The organism is Streptomyces sp. SCSIO ZS0520 (genome assembly GCF_025643355.1).
Classification (GTDB): Bacteria; Actinomycetota; Actinomycetes; order Streptomycetales; family Streptomycetaceae; genus Streptomyces; species Streptomyces physcomitrii.
The window spans coordinates 257,661-271,182 of sequence record NZ_CP092644.1; the positions used below are offsets into that span (position 1 = coordinate 257,661).

At 72.9% G+C, this 13,522-nt stretch carries 13 protein-coding genes and 1 pseudogene; 9 read left to right on the forward strand and 5 right to left on the reverse strand.

Annotated elements, in window-relative coordinates:
• Positions 1-139: 139 nt before the first annotated feature.
• The 7 genes from MID12_RS00735 (at position 140) to MID12_RS00765 (ending at position 6,157) form a co-directional block, all read left to right on the forward strand.
• Positions 140-1,660 carry a catalase gene (locus MID12_RS00735; RefSeq protein WP_040246080.1) on the forward strand — a complete coding sequence of 507 codons (1,521 nt, stop codon included), beginning with the start codon at positions 140-142 and terminating at the stop codon, positions 1,658-1,660.
• A 79-nt stretch (positions 1,661-1,739) separates the two neighbouring features.
• The gene (locus tag MID12_RS00740) at positions 1,740-2,300 is read left to right on the forward strand and encodes a DJ-1/PfpI/YhbO family deglycase/protease (RefSeq protein ID WP_040246081.1); all 561 of its coding nucleotides are present in this window, start codon (positions 1,740-1,742) and stop codon (positions 2,298-2,300) included.
• A 79-nt stretch (positions 2,301-2,379) separates the two neighbouring features.
• Complete coding sequence (locus tag MID12_RS00745; RefSeq protein ID WP_263164164.1) at positions 2,380-2,652, forward strand: hypothetical protein; 273 nt, start codon at positions 2,380-2,382, stop codon at positions 2,650-2,652.
• A gap of 462 nt (positions 2,653-3,114) precedes the next feature.
• Positions 3,115-4,107 carry a dihydroxyacetone kinase subunit DhaK gene (gene dhaK, locus MID12_RS00750; protein ID WP_040246082.1) on the forward strand — a complete coding sequence of 331 codons (993 nt, stop codon included), beginning with the start codon at positions 3,115-3,117 and terminating at the stop codon, positions 4,105-4,107.
• A gap of 70 nt (positions 4,108-4,177) precedes the next feature.
• A complete protein-coding gene (gene dhaL / locus MID12_RS00755) occupies positions 4,178-4,798 on the forward strand; it encodes a dihydroxyacetone kinase subunit DhaL (protein WP_263164167.1) in 621 nt (206 codons plus the stop codon).
• On the forward strand, positions 4,791-5,207 hold the full coding sequence (locus MID12_RS00760) for a PTS-dependent dihydroxyacetone kinase phosphotransferase subunit DhaM (RefSeq protein WP_168541282.1): 417 nt from the start codon (positions 4,791-4,793) through the stop codon (positions 5,205-5,207). Before dhaL ends, MID12_RS00760 begins: the two co-directional genes overlap by 8 nt.
• Positions 5,208-5,569: 362 nt before the next feature.
• On the forward strand, positions 5,570-6,157 hold the full coding sequence (locus MID12_RS00765; protein ID WP_040246085.1) for a hypothetical protein: 588 nt from the start codon (positions 5,570-5,572) through the stop codon (positions 6,155-6,157).
• 159 nt (positions 6,158-6,316) lie between these two features.
• Here the strand turns inward: MID12_RS00765 and MID12_RS00770 are convergent.
• Positions 6,317-6,856 (reverse strand): annotated as a pseudogene (locus MID12_RS00770) (PadR family transcriptional regulator); the annotation flags it as partial.
• 71 nt (positions 6,857-6,927) lie between these two features.
• On the reverse strand, positions 6,928-8,949 hold the full coding sequence (locus tag MID12_RS00775) for an NADPH-dependent 2,4-dienoyl-CoA reductase (protein ID WP_040246086.1): 2,022 nt from the start codon (positions 8,947-8,949) through the stop codon (positions 6,928-6,930).
• A 194-nt stretch (positions 8,950-9,143) separates the two neighbouring features.
• Here MID12_RS00775 and MID12_RS00780 point away from each other — a divergent pair, with 194 nt between their 5' ends.
• Both MID12_RS00780 and MID12_RS00785 read left to right on the forward strand, forming a co-directional pair.
• The gene (locus MID12_RS00780; protein ID WP_040246087.1) at positions 9,144-9,596 is read left to right on the forward strand and encodes a MarR family winged helix-turn-helix transcriptional regulator; all 453 of its coding nucleotides are present in this window, start codon (positions 9,144-9,146) and stop codon (positions 9,594-9,596) included.
• A gap of 101 nt (positions 9,597-9,697) precedes the next feature.
• Entirely contained in the window at positions 9,698-11,233 is a 1,536-nt protein-coding gene (locus tag MID12_RS00785) for an AMP-binding protein (RefSeq protein ID WP_263164170.1), read from the forward strand.
• Between the two features lie 134 nt (positions 11,234-11,367).
• Here the strand turns inward: MID12_RS00785 and MID12_RS00790 are convergent, their stop codons facing one another.
• From MID12_RS00790 to MID12_RS00800, 3 genes are all read right to left on the reverse strand, one after another.
• Positions 11,368-11,769 carry a VOC family protein gene (locus MID12_RS00790; RefSeq protein ID WP_263164171.1) on the reverse strand — a complete coding sequence of 134 codons (402 nt, stop codon included), beginning with the start codon at positions 11,767-11,769 and terminating at the stop codon, positions 11,368-11,370.
• A gap of 142 nt (positions 11,770-11,911) precedes the next feature.
• Entirely contained in the window at positions 11,912-12,940 is a 1,029-nt protein-coding gene (locus MID12_RS00795; RefSeq protein WP_263164173.1) for a glutathione S-transferase family protein, read from the reverse strand.
• A 103-nt stretch (positions 12,941-13,043) separates the two neighbouring features.
• Positions 13,044-13,517: an NUDIX hydrolase gene (locus MID12_RS00800; RefSeq protein WP_040246091.1), complete on the reverse strand. Its 474-nt coding sequence runs from the start codon at positions 13,515-13,517 to the stop codon at positions 13,044-13,046.
• Positions 13,518-13,522: the final 5 nt, after the last annotated feature.

A 13,522-nucleotide genomic window follows, 5' to 3' on the forward strand; every position in this document is an offset into this window, starting at 1 on the left:
CCGAAGGGCGCAAGGAGGGGGCCGTGAGAAGGAGAAAACAGCCACGAAGGCTCCGATCTGTCGGCGTGTACATGCGGCGTCGAGCTGCGGACGGACAAGGTAGACGGACGAGGAAGCCGGACGAGGAAAAGGGAACGTGATGACAGAGAACACCCCCGCCACCACCAGTGACTCCGGAGCGCCGGTCGAGAGCGACGAGCATTCGCTGACCGTCGGTGCCGGAGGGCCGATCCTGCTGCAGGACTCGTACCTGATCGAGCAGATGGCGCAGTTCAACCGGGAGCGGATCCCCGAGCGGCAGCCGCACGCCAAGGGCAGCGGTGCCTTCGGCCGCTTCCAGGTGACGCACGACGTCAGCCGGTACACGAAAGCGGCGCTGTTCCAGCCGGGAACCGAGACGGAGTTGGTGATCCGGTTCTCGACGGTGGCCGGTGAGCGCGGCAGCCCGGACACCTGGCGCGACCCGCGCGGCTTCGCGGTGAAGTTCTACACCAGCGAGGGCAACTACGACCTGGTCGGCAACAACACACCGGTCTTCTTCATCAAGGACCCGATGAAGTTCCAGCACTTCATCCGCTCCCAGAAGCGCCGCGCCGACAACAACCTGCGCGACCACGACATGCAGTGGGACTTCTGGACCCTCTCCCCCGAGTCCGCGCACCAGGTGACCTGGCTGATGGGCGACCGCGGCATCCCGCGGACCTGGCGCCATATGAACGGCTACAGCAGCCACACGTACCTGTGGAGCAACGCCCAGGGCGAGCGCTTCTGGGTGAAGTACCACTTCAAGACCGACCAGGGCATCGAGTTCTTCACCCAGGACGAGGGTGACCAGATGTGCGCGGCGGACACGGATTACCACACCAGGGACCTCTTCGAGCACATCCAGGACGGGGAGTTCCCGAGTTGGACGCTGTACGTGCAGGTCATGCCGTACGAGGACGCGGCGGGCTACCGCTTCAACCCGTTCGACCTGACCAAGGTGTGGCCGCACGCCGACTACCCGCTCGTCGAGGTCGGCAGGATGACCCTGGACCGCAACCCCACGGACAACCACGCGGAGATCGAGCAGGCCGCGTTCCAGCCCAACAACCTGGTCCCGGGCATCGGCCCCAGCCCCGACCGGATGCTCCTCGGCCGGCTGTTCTCGTACGCCGACGCCCACCGGTACCGGATCGGCGCCAACTACCAGCAGCTGCCGGTCAACGCTCCCCTCGCGCCCCTGCACACGTACTCCAAGGACGGGGCGATGGCCTACCGCAAGACCACCGACCCGGTGTACGCGCCGAACTCCAAGGGCGGCCCGGCCGCGGACGTCGAGCGCTACGGCACGCCGCCGAGCTGGTACGCGGACGGCGACCTCACGCGGACCGCGTACGTCGACCATCCCGAGGACGACGACTGGGGCCAGGCGGGCACGATGGTGCGCGAGGTCCTCGACGACGCGGCGCGCGAGCGGCTGGTGGACAACGTCGTCGGCCACCTGCTGAACGGGGTGAGCGAGCCGATCCTCCAACGGGCCTTCACCTACTGGAAGAACATCGACAAGGGTGTGGGCGAGCGCATCGAGCAGGGGGTGCGCGCCAAGGCCGACGAGAAGGACCCCAAGGCCGACGAGCAGGCGAACCCGGCCCGCTCCGGCATGCAGCGCAAGGCCTGACAGCCCGCACCCGCACGGACAGCACCGTCCGCCGGCGGCCCCGCGCGGCCGTCGGCGGCCTTCGACAGGAGGAGATCTCATGCCCGCCCCCGACCTGAACGGCCGCCGCGTGCTCGCCGTCTGCACCAACTACGGCGTCGAACAGGACGAACTCGCCCAGCCCGTCGACCACTTGCGCACCGCGGGCGCCTCGGTCGACATCGCCGCCCCGGAGGCGGACCGTATCGACACCCTCGTCGGCGACCGCGATCCCGGCTCTCCCCTGCACGCCACGCACCGCCTCGGCGAGGTGTCCGCCGACGGCTACGACCTGCTGCTGGTGCCCGGTGGCACGCTCAACGCCGACAGCCTGCGGCTGCAGGACGGCGCCGTGGCGCTGCTGCGGGCGTTCTCCGCGTCCGGCCGCGGCGTCGCGGCGATCTGCCACGGGCCGTGGCTGGCGGTGGAGGCCGGAGTCCTGGAGGGAAAGACCCTCACGTCCTACCCGTCGGTCGCCACCGACATCCGCAACGCGGGCGGCACCTGGGTCGACCAGGAGGTGAAGGTCTGCGGCGCGAACGGCTGGACGCTGATCACCTCGCGCACACCCGAGGACCTCAAGGCCTTCCTCGGCGCCGTGGACGACGCCCTGACCGCCTGAGCCCGGGACCGGACCCGGCGGCAGGTCCGGGGGCCGCCCCGAGGGGAGCGCCCGCCGAGGCCTGTGCCACGGTTGCGCCATGGAAAACGATTACGACCGGATCCGGGCCGGTATCGAGTTCATGACCGCCTACGCCTCCGGCGACGACATGCTCACCCGGTACATCAGCGAGCAGCGGCACGAGAACCCCGAGGCCGCCGCGCAGATGCTCGACGGCACCGCGGCCCTCTGCGCCCTGCTGCTGCGGAAGGCCGCCGGCGACACCGGACGCACCCAGCACGAGATCCTGCAAGAGCTGGCCCACGGGACCAACGAGCACGAGCAACTGAGCGACGAAGGCCCGGAGGCCTAACCGGGAGCGGTGGGCCGCGGGACTCCGTCGCGCGCCTCGCGCCGAGGTGCAGGCGCCCGCCCGCCGGACCGCCGGGCGGCGCCTGCCCGACAGCACCCGCCACGGCGGAGCCCGGTGGTCCGGATCCACCGCGGCCGCGCCCGCCGCCGGCCTCTCCCCCGCGTGCGGACCGGCGCGCGCCCGATGACGCTCGCGCCCAATGACGTACTTGCGCGTGACCTTCGCTGCGCCACGGCCGATACTGCCGACAACGGCATCACGGCCGAGGACTCGTCCGACCGTCCCCTCGACCTGACTGCCCGTCACAGCAGTCGGCGACGAGTCCGCGTCAGCAGCGCCGGACCCCGCTGCGGACCGCCGTGAAGCACCGTGGAACACCTGGGACACAGACCGAGCAAACCCCCTCTGACCAGCAAAGAAGCAGGTGAGTGACTGACCTGCTAGGCTCCCCTGGAGGCACTCGTGAAGATGCTGATCAATGTCGCCGAGACGGTGGTCGCCGACGCGCTGCGCGGCATGGCGGCGGCGCACCCCGAGCTGACCGTGGACGTCGAGAACCGGGTGATCGTGCGCCGGGACGCCCCGGTGGCCGGGAAGGTCGCGCTGGTCTCGGGCGGTGGCTCGGGGCACGAACCCCTGCACGGCGGATTCGTCGGGCCCGGGATGCTCGCGGCGGCCTGTCCGGGCGAGGTCTTCACCTCTCCGGTGCCGGACCAGATGCTGCGGGCCGCGGCGGCGGTGGACAGCGGGGCCGGGGTGCTCTTCGTCGTCAAGAACTACACCGGCGACGTGCTCAACTTCGACATGGCCGCCGAACTCGCCGAGGACGAGGGTATCCAGGTCGCCAAGGTCCTCGTCGACGACGACGTGGCGGTACGGGACAGCACCTTCACGGCGGGGCGGCGGGGCACGGGCGCCACCCTGTTCGTGCACAAGATCGCCGGGGCCGCCGCGGACGAGGGCCGGCCGCTGGAGCAGGTGCGGGAGATCGGGCAGCGGGTGGTCGAGCGCTCCCGCAGCTTCGGGGTGGCGCTGAGCGCCTGCTCCACCCCCGCCAAGGGGAGCCCGACCTTCGACCTGCCGCCCGGTGAACTCGAACTCGGCGTCGGCATCCACGGCGAACCGGGCCGGGAGCGGCGGCCGATGATGACCTCGCGCGAGATCGCGGACTACGCCGTGGACAGCGTGCTCGGCGACCTGCGCCCGCGCGGCCCCGTCCTGCTCCTGGTCAACGGCATGGGCGCCACCCCGCTGCTCGAACTCTACGGATTCCACGCCGAGGTGCAGCGGGTGCTCGCCGAACGCGGGGTGGTGACGGCCCGCGTCCTGGTGGGCAACTATGTGACCTCGCTGGACATGGCGGGCGTCTCGGTGACGCTGTGCGAGGCCGACGAGGAGATGCTGCGGCTGTGGGACGCGCCCGTGCGGACGCCCGCGCTGCGCTGGGGGGTGTGAGCCCCGCACCACGCCGGGCCCGCCCCGTCCGGCACCGCCGCACCGCCCGTACCGACCCTCTGGAGACTCCGTGCTCGACGCCGCATTCTTCCGCCGCTGGATGACCGGGGCGGCCGCCCTGATCAGCCGGGAGGCGGACCGGCTGACCTTGCTCGACTCGCCCATCGGCGACGCGGACCACGGCACCAATCTGCACCGCGGGTTCAGTGCCGTGGCGACCGCCCTGGAGCGGGAGGAGACGCCCACCCCCTCCGCCGTACTGACCCTGTGCGGGCGGCAGTTGATCTCCACCGTCGGGGGCGCCTCCGGTCCGCTGTACGGCACGCTGCTGCGGCGGGCGGGCAAGGCGCTCGGCGAGGCGCCCGAGGTCTCCCGGGAGGAGCTGGCGGCGGCGCTCGGCGCCGGAGTGCAGGCGGTGGCCACCCTGGGCGGCGCCGCCCCCGGCGACAAGACCATGATCGACGCCCTGGCTCCGGCCGCGGAGGCGCTGGCCACCTCCTTCGAGGCCGCGCGCGAGGCCGCCGAGCAGGGCGCCGTGGACACCACCCCGCTCCAGGCCCGCAAGGGGCGGGCCAGTTACGTCGGTGAGCGCAGCATCGGCCACCAGGACCCCGGGGCGACCTCCTCGGCGCTGCTGTTCGCCGCGCTGGCCGAGACCGCCGCGGGCCGGGAGGGCGGGTCCGATGAGTGAGACGGGCACCGGACCGGTCGGCGTCGTCCTCGTCTCGCACAGCGCCGCGCTGGCGCGGGCGACCGCCGAGCTGGCCACGGGTCTCGCGCCGGGCGGCGGCGAGGTCCTGATCGAGGCGGCGGGCGGCACCGAGGACGGCGCCCTCGGCACCAGCGCCGCGCTCATCGTCGCCGCCGCGCGGGCGGTGGACCGCGGTGCGGGCGTCGCGGTCCTCGCCGACCTCGGCAGCGCGGTCCTCACGGTGAAGACCCTCCTCGCCGAGGAGGACGAACTGCCCCCGGGCACCCGCCTGGTGGACGCCCCCTTCGTCGAGGGCGCGGTGGCGGCCTACGTCAGCGCCGCGGCCGGAGCGGACCTCGACGCGGTGGCCGCGGCGGCGGCCGACGCCTACGCGTACCGCAAGGTCTGAGGAGCCGGGCGGTCCGGAGGGCGGGCGGGGGCTGGGCCTGACGGGTGGGAACCGGGGGCCGAGCCCGGCGGATCCGGGCCGCGCCGGTCCGGCGGCCCGAGCAGGGCCGACCCGGCGGATCCGAGCGGCATGCACCCCGGCCGGTCCACCCGCGCGGACACCGGAAGCAGCCGCGAACCCCCGCCCTCCGAGTCGCGCCGCCGCACCGCCCTCCCACCGTATGGCGGAGCCGGTCACCTGCCCGGACCGCGCCCGCATGCGCCGCGCGCCCAAGGGGCCTTGGCTCGGACCAGAGCAGCACGGCCGCTCCCCCTCCTCGGCGGCACACCCGGCGTACCGTCGTCCGTGCCGCCGGAGGAAGCATGCGTACCGCGCCCCTCGTCCGCACCGGACTCGCCCTCGTGGCCGCCGCCCTGCCGCTCACCGCCGCCGGTGCGGCGCAGGCCGCCCCGGAGTTCACCGTCACCGCGCAGGGGGACTCCGTGCATCTGCGCACCGGCGCCTGCGCCCAGGGCGGCCTCGCGAAACTGGTCGCCACCGGGCGGGCCAACCCCGTACAGGGGCGTACCGCCACCCTCAAGGCGGGCGGTGAGCGCCGCACGGCCTCCTGGTCGGAGCTCGACGCGGGCGTCTACACGGTGAGCGTGCTCTGCCGGGACGGCTCCTCCCCCGGTGCCCGTACGGTCCGGGTGCCGGGCTCCGCGCTGTCGGTCTCGGCGCCGAACGCGGCCCCGACGACCACCCCCACCATCTCGGCGACCTCGGCACCGCCGCCCAGCCCGCGGCCCACCGTCAGCGCCTCGCCCTCGCGGGGCGTGCAGGGCGGGCTCGGCGGCTCCCGCGACGACTACAGCACCCTGGTCCTCGCGGGCGGCGGCGCCCTGGTCGCCGCCGCGGCGGGCGGAACCCTCTGGCAGCTGCGGCGGCTGTCCCGGCGCCGCCCGTCCTGATCCCGAGGACGGCCGGGCGGCCGGGCGGCCGGGTCAGCCCGCGTCCGTCCGGTCCGCCTCGTCCTTTCCGGGCGCCGCCTCGTCCTTTCCAGGCAACGCCTCGCCCTCCCCGGGCGCCGTCTCGTCCGCGTCGTCCTCCCCCGGTGCCGCCTCGTCCCCGGCGGGCGGCTGCCCCGGGAGGCCGGCCAGGACCTCGCCGAGCCACTCCACCCAGAAGCTCTCCATCATGATGCCGCCGCGCAGGACGAGGTGGTGGACACGTCCGCGCTCGGTGTCCTCGGGCGGTGCGAAGTCGCGCTTCTCCATCTCCTGGTACGCCGCCAACTGGGCGCGGTGCAGGTCGAGATGGCGGCGCAGCTCGGGTTCGAGGCCCTCGGTGCCGACCACTCCGGAGGCGCGCAGCCGCAGCAGCAGCGGGTCGCGCGGGCGTTTGGGCTCGTCCTGCTCGGCCTTCCAGCGGATCAGCTCGGCGCGGCCCGCGGGCAGGACCTCGTACTCCTTGCGTTTGCCGCGGGCGGGCTGCGGGGCGGGGATGGCCCGGATCTGCCCCTCGCGCTCCAGACGGCCCAGTTCCCGGTAGATCTGCTGGTGGGTGGCGGACCAGAAGTAGCCGATCGACTTGTCGAATCTGCGGGTGAGTTCGAGACCGGAGGACGACTTCTCCAGCAGGGCGATGAGGATCGCGTGCGGCAGGGACATGGACAGATCCTAAGGAGGGGTGCCGCGGCGCCGGACGGCCCGGCCGCGGCGCACCGCGGCCGGGCGGCGGTTCACAGGGCGGCGGCGAGTTCGGTGCCCTGCTTGATGGCGCGCTTGGCGTCGAGTTCGGCGGCGACGTCGGCGCCCCCGATGAGGTGCACGCTGCGGCCCGTGGCGAGCAGCTCCTCGTACAGGTCGCGCCGGGGCTCCTGGCCGGTGCACAGGACGACGGTGTCCACGGCGAGCACCTCGGGCTGCCCGTCCACGGTGAGGTGCAGGCCCTCGTCGTCGATCCGCTCGTAGGTGACACCGGCGACCATGTTGACGCCGCGGTGGCGCAGTTCGAGGCGGTGGATCCAGCCGGTGGTCTTGCCGAGCCCGGCGCCGACCTTGGAGGTCTTGCGCTGGAGCAGGTGCACGGTGCGCTGCTGGGCGGGGCGCGCGGGTGCGGTGAGGCCGCCGCCGGTGGCGTACCCGGTGTCGACGCCCCAGTGGCGGAAGAAGACCTCCGGGTCGGCGCTCGCGTGGTCGCCCTCGTCGGTGAGGAACTCGGCCACGTCGAAGCCGATGCCCCCGGCGCCGAGGATCGCGACCCGCTCGCCGACCGGCACCTCCTCGCGCAGCACGTCGAGGTAGCCGACCACACTGGGGTGGTCGATCCCGGCGATCTCCGGGATCCGCGGGCTGACCCCGGTGGCGACCACGATCTCGTCGTACTCCTCCCCGGCCAGCTTCTCCGCGCTGACCGCGGTGCCCAGGCGCACGTCCACGCCGTGCTCGGCGAGCTGGTGGCGGAAGTAGCGCAGCGTCTCGTCGAACTCCTGCTTGCCGGGGACCTTGCGGGCGACGTTGAGCTGACCGCCGATCTCCTGGGCGGCGTCGTAGAGGGTGACCTCGTGGCCGCGTTCGGCGGCGGAGACGGCGCAGGCGAGCCCGGCGGGACCGGCGCCGATGACACCGACGCGTTTGCGCCGCCGGGTGGGCGCGAGGACGAGTTCGGTCTCGTGGCAGGCCCGCGGGTTGACCAGGCAGGAGGTGATCTTGAGGCTGAAGGTGTGGTCGAGGCAGGCCTGGTTGCAGCCGATGCAGGTGTTGATCGCCTCGGACTTCTCGGCCCGCGCCTTGGCCACGAAGTCGGGGTCGGCGAGGAGCGGCCGGGCCAGCGAGACCATGTCGCAGACGCCGTCGGCGAGCAGGTCCTCGGCGATCTCGGGGGTGTTGATCCGGTTCACCGCGACCAGCGGCACGCCCACCTCGCCCATGACCTTCTTGGTCACCCAGGCGTAGGCCCCGCGCGGCACCGAGGTGGCGATGGTGGGGATGCGCGCCTCGTGCCAGCCGATACCGGTGTTGATGATGCTGGCCCCGGCCGCCTCGACGGCGCGGGCCAGGGTGAGCACCTCCTCCAGGGTGGAGCCGCCGGGGACCAGGTCCAGCATGGAGAGCCGGTAGATCAGGATGAAGTCGGGGCCCACCCGCTCGCGGACCCGCCGGACGATCTCCACCGGGAAGCGCATCCGGTTCTCGTAGGAGCCGCCCCAGCGGTCCTCGCGGTGGTTGGTGGCGGCGGCGATGAACTCGTTGATGAGGTAGCCCTCGGAGCCCATGATCTCGACGCCGTCGTAGCCCGCCTCCTTGGCCAGCTCGGCCGCGCGCGCGAAGTCCTCGATGGTCTGCTCGATCTCCTCCTCGCTCAGGGCGTGCGGCGGGAAGGGGCTGATGGGCGCCTGGAGGGCGCTCGGGGCGACGAGGTCCTCGTGGTAGGCGTACCGGCCGAAGTGCAGGATCTGCATGGCGATCCGGCCGCCCTCGCGGTGCACCGCCTCGGTGATCACCCGGTGCTCGGCGGCCTCCTCGGCGGTGGTCAGCTTGGCGCCGCCCGCCCAGGGCCGGCCGACCTCGTTCGGGGCGATGCCGCCGGTGACGATGAGGCCGACACCGCCGCGGGCGCGGGCCGCGTAGAAGGCGGCCATCCGCGCGAAGCCGTCCTCGGCCTCTTCGAGTCCGACGTGCATCGAGCCCATGAGCACGCGGTTGGGCAGGGTGGTGAAGCCCAGATCGAGGGGTTCGAGCAGGTGCGGGTATCGGCTCATGGGGGTCCTCCGTGGGAGTTCTCGTCGAGTCTGTTCTAGGGCAGCCGGAGGCGCTTGTGCAACAAGTTGCACAAGACTGTGCCGCGCGCCACTTCCCCCGGACGGGGCAGCCGCGTGCGCATCCGGCGGACGGATCAGGACCGAAGGGGTTGTACGGTGCGACCACGCGCCCCGGACAGGACGAGGGAGTACGGATGCACCAGGGCACCGAGCCGCGCACCGCGGCCGCGGAAACGGCACTGCGGGTGCTGCACCGCGAGATCACCGCCCTCTCGCGACGGGCCAGGTCCACCGCGGCCCGCACCCACCCGGAACTCTCGCTGGTCTCCTTCACCCTGCTCAGCCATCTGGAGGACCGCGGGGGCTGCACCGCCACCGACCTCGCCGCCCACTACGCCCTCGACAAGTCGACGGTCAGCCGCCAGGTCGCCGCCCTGGAGAAGGCGGGCTTCGTGGAGCGCCGGGTGCCGCCCGAGGACCACCGCGTCCAGGTGCTCCAGCTGACCGCGAAGGGCACCGCGGTCCTGGGCGAGGCGATGCGGCTGCGCGGGGCGCTGATCCGCGAGCGCCTCGCCGACTGGCCGGAGGAGGACCTGGAGCGCTTCGCCGGGTACCTGGTCCGCTACAACGACGCCGTCAGCGGCTGAGGAGCACCCGGCGGCGTCCAAGGGGCAGCGCCGGACGATCACTTGCGGCAGACTCGGCCACCAGCCGGTGTCCAGTTCGGTGTCCAGTTCCGGGAGCCCAGATGATCGTCCCGTTCGCAGTGCGCGACTTCCTCGACCGTGCCACCACCGTCTACGGCGACCGGGTGGGCGCCGTGGACGAGCCGCAGCAGCCGGCCCGCCCCTGGGAAGGGCTCAGCTACCGCAGGATCGGCGAACTCGCCCGCGCCCAGGCGGCCGGCCTGGACGGGCTCGGCGTCCCGCACGGCGCTCGGGTCGCCGTGGTCTCCCCCAACAGCGCCCGGCTGCTCACCTCCTTCTACGGGGTGAGCGGGTACGGGCGGGTCCTCGTCCCGGTGAACTTCCGGCTGACCGCCGAGGAGGTGCGCTACATCGTCGAGGACTCCGGGGCCGAAGTGCTCCTGATCGACCCGGAGTTGACCGAGCGGCTCGCCGGGGTGGAGTGCCGGCACACCTTCACCCTCGGCGAGGAGACCGACGCCCGGCTGTACGACTTCGCCACCGGGCCGAAGCTGCCGGAGCCGGACGAGAACGCCACCGCCACCCTCAACTACACCAGCGGCACCACGGCCCGGCCCAAGGGCGTCCAGATCACCCACCGCAACATCTGGGTCAACGCGACCACCTTCGCCTTGCACGCCGGGGTGAGCGACCGGGACGTCTATCTGCACACCCTGCCGATGTTCCACGCCAACGGCTGGGGCATGCCCTTCGCGATGGCCGCGCTCGGCGTCCCGCAGATCGTGCTGCGCAAGGTCGACGGCGCCGAGATCCTGCGCCGGGTCGCCGCCCACGGGGTGACCGTGATGTGCGCGGCCCCGGCCGTGGTCAACGCCGTGCTCGCCGCCGCGCAGTCCTGGGAGGGCGAGATCCCCGGCCGGGACCGGGTGCGGATCATCGTGGCGGGCGCCCCGCCCCCGACCCGTACGGTGGCCCGCGTGGAGGCCGAGCTCGGCTGGGAGTTCCTGCAGATCTACGGGCTGACCGAGACCTCCCCGCTGCTCACCGTCAACCGCGGCCGCGCCGAGTGGGACGCGCTGCCGCCGGAGGAGCGTGCGGGCAAGCTGGTCCGGGCGGGGGCGCCCGCGCTCGGGGTCTCGCTGCGCACCTCGGAGCAGGGCGAGGTGCTGGCCCGCTCCAATGTCGTCCTGGAGGGCTACTGGCGCCAGCCCGAGGCGAGCGCCGAGGCGCTGCGGGACGGCTGGTTCCACACCGGTGACGGCGGGACCCTCGACGAGGAGGGCTACCTCACCATCAGCGACCGCCAGAAGGACGTGATCATCACCGGCGGCGAGAACGTCTCCTCCGTCGAGGTGGAGGACGCCCTCTTCAGCCACCCCGCGGTGGAGGAGGTCGCGGTGATCGGCGTGCCCGACGAGAAGTGGGGCGAGACCATCAAGGCCCTGGTGGTCCGCGCCCCGGACACCGAGGTGGACGAGGCCGAGCTGATCCGGCACTGCAAGGACCGCCTCGCCGGGTACAAGGCGCCCACCTCGGTGGAGTTCCGCGACACCCTCGCCCGCACGGCCACCGGCAAGCTCCAGAAGTTCAAGCTGCGCGAGCCGTACTGGCAGGGGCGCGAGCGCGGAGTGAACTGACGATCCGTCGACTGACGATCCGTCAGGTGACGTGTCATCGGCTGACAGCCCATCAACTCGACGCCATCGCCGCTGAGTTCGCCCCGCGCGGCCCGCCCCGGTGAAGCACGGGTCGGGCCCCGCGGTCGCCGCGGTCAGTCGCCGTCCGGCTCCGGGTGGCTGCCGTACGGGCGGGTGAGGATCTCCATGCCGTGGCCTGCCGGGTCCATGAAGTACAGGCCCCGGCCGCCGTCGTTGCGGTTGATCTCGCCCGGCTGCTCGCGGTGCGGATCGGCGAAGTAGGCGGTGCCGCCGCCCTCGATCCGGGCGAGGGCGGCGTCGAACTCCTCCTCGGAGATCAGGAAGGCGTAGTGCTGGAGGGCGATCGACTCCGCGGGGACGGTGGCGAAGTCGAGGGTGACGCCGTTGGCGGTGGTGAGGGGGATGAAGGGGCCCCACTCGGGGCCGGTCTCCAGACCGAGGATGCGGGCGAGGAAGTCCGCCGACTCCCGGTTGTCACGGGCGTGGACGATGAGGTGGTTGAGCTCTGCTGACACGGTGGAATGCCTCCGAGGGCACACTCACGGCACCTCCATGCCTCACCCGGTCGGTGACCGGCACGCGATGCCGTGACGTGATCGTAGGCGGCGGATCCGGGGCCGTCGAGCCACCGGTGCGGCGGACGCCGGGGCAGCGGGTTCAGGGCCGCCCGGCCGCCGGGACGCGCTCCGCCGCGGGCGGCGGCCCGGGCGGTGTCCCCTCGCCGAAGGGGCGCCCGCCGAGCTGTTCGCGGTGGTGCGGGGTCAGCCAGCCGGAGAGGTCGGGGCCGAGCGGCACGATGCCGGTCGGGTTGATGCCGGTGTGCACCTGGTAGTAGTGCCGCTTGATGTGGTCGAAGTCGACCGTGTCCCCGAAGCCGGGGGTCTGGTAGAGGTCGCGTACATAGGCCCAGAGCACCGGGTCCTCGGCGATCTTGCGCACATTGCACTTGAAGTGGCCGTGGTACACGGCGTCGAAGCGGACCAGGGTGGTGAAAAGCCGGATGTCGGCCTCGGTGATCTGGTCCCCCACCAGGTAGCGGCGGTTCGCGAGCCGCTCGGAGAGCGCGTCGAGGCGGGCGAACAGGGCCCGGCAGGCGTCCTCGTAGGTCTTCTGCTCGTGGGCGAAGCCGCACCGGTAGACGCCGTTGTTCACATCCCGGTAGACGTCCTCGGCGACCTCGTCGATCTCCTCGCGCAGGGCGGGCGGGTACAGCTCGGGGGCGCCCTCGCGGTGCAGGGCGGTCCACTCGGTGGCGAGGTCCAGGGTGATCTGCTGGAAGTCGTTGGTGACCAGCCTGCCGCTCGGCACCTCGACCACGGCGGGCACGCTCACCCCGCCCGGGTAGTCGGTCTCCCGGGCGTCGTAGGCCTCGTGCAGGTAGCGGATGCCGAGCACCGGGTCGCGGTCGTCGGGGTCGAGGGTGAAGCGCCAGCTGCGGTGGTCCTGGATCGGATCGGCCACCGCGAGCGAGAGGGCGCCCTCCAGGCCGAGCAGCCGGCGCGAGACCAGGGCCCGGCTCGCCCAGGGACAGGCCTTGCTCACCACGAGCCGGTAGCGCCCGGGCTCGACGGGCCAGCCGTCGCGCCCGTCGGCGGTCACCCGGTCCGTGAAGTGGCTGCGCGAGCGCTTGAAGGGCTTCTTGCCGTAGGTGGCGTTGCCGCCGTCGATCCCGGCCGTGCCGCTCATCACGGATCTCCTCAGTTCGCCGATACGCGGGTGTTGCCCCGCCCGCCCTACTCTTCCCGCAGCCCCGGGTGATCCACACGGCCCGCGGGTGTTCCGGGCCGCTTCAGGCCACCGGCGGGAACCAGGTCGGCTCCTCGGCGAGCGCCTGCTTGATGCGGCGCAGGCCGGTCTCGTGGATCCGGGGCAGGGCGTCGACCTCGAACCAGCCGACCTCCAGCGACTCGTCGTCGTTGACCCGCGCCTCGCCGCCGACCGCGCGGCAGCGGAAGGTGATGTCCATGAACTGGCAGATGTCGCTGTTCTCGTACTGGACGGGCTGCCCGGCCTCGACGAGGACGACCCGCTCGGGCACGCAGCGCACCGCGGTCTCCTCGTAGACCTCGCGCACCGCGCAGGCCGCGGGCTGCTCGCCGGGGTCGGGGATGCCGCCGATGACCGACCACCGGCCGTTGTCGGACCGGCGGCCGAGGAGCACCCGGCCCGCGTCGTCGAAGACGATGGCGGTCACCCCCGGCAGCCACAGGAGCTGGTGCCCGGCGCTCGCGCGCAGGGTGCTGATGAACTCAGGTGTAGCCATGCCCC

Coding starts and splice junctions, on each gene's coding strand:
- MID12_RS00735 (WP_040246080.1), top strand. CDS start 140: ATGACAGAGAACACCCCCGCCACCACCAGTGACTCCGGAGCGCCGGTC.
- MID12_RS00740 (WP_040246081.1), top strand. CDS start 1,740: ATGCCCGCCCCCGACCTGAACGGCCGCCGCGTGCTCGCCGTCTGCACC.
- MID12_RS00745 (WP_263164164.1), top strand. CDS start 2,380: ATGGAAAACGATTACGACCGGATCCGGGCCGGTATCGAGTTCATGACC.
- MID12_RS00760 (WP_168541282.1), top strand. CDS start 4,791: ATGAGTGAGACGGGCACCGGACCGGTCGGCGTCGTCCTCGTCTCGCAC.
- MID12_RS00765 (WP_040246085.1), top strand. CDS start 5,570: ATGCGTACCGCGCCCCTCGTCCGCACCGGACTCGCCCTCGTGGCCGCC.
- MID12_RS00775 (WP_040246086.1), bottom strand. CDS start 8,949: ATGAGCCGATACCCGCACCTGCTCGAACCCCTCGATCTGGGCTTCACC.
- MID12_RS00780 (WP_040246087.1), top strand. CDS start 9,144: ATGCACCAGGGCACCGAGCCGCGCACCGCGGCCGCGGAAACGGCACTG.
- MID12_RS00785 (WP_263164170.1), top strand. CDS start 9,698: ATGATCGTCCCGTTCGCAGTGCGCGACTTCCTCGACCGTGCCACCACC.
- MID12_RS00795 (WP_263164173.1), bottom strand. CDS start 12,940: ATGAGCGGCACGGCCGGGATCGACGGCGGCAACGCCACCTACGGCAAG.
- MID12_RS00800 (WP_040246091.1), bottom strand. CDS start 13,517: ATGGCTACACCTGAGTTCATCAGCACCCTGCGCGCGAGCGCCGGGCAC.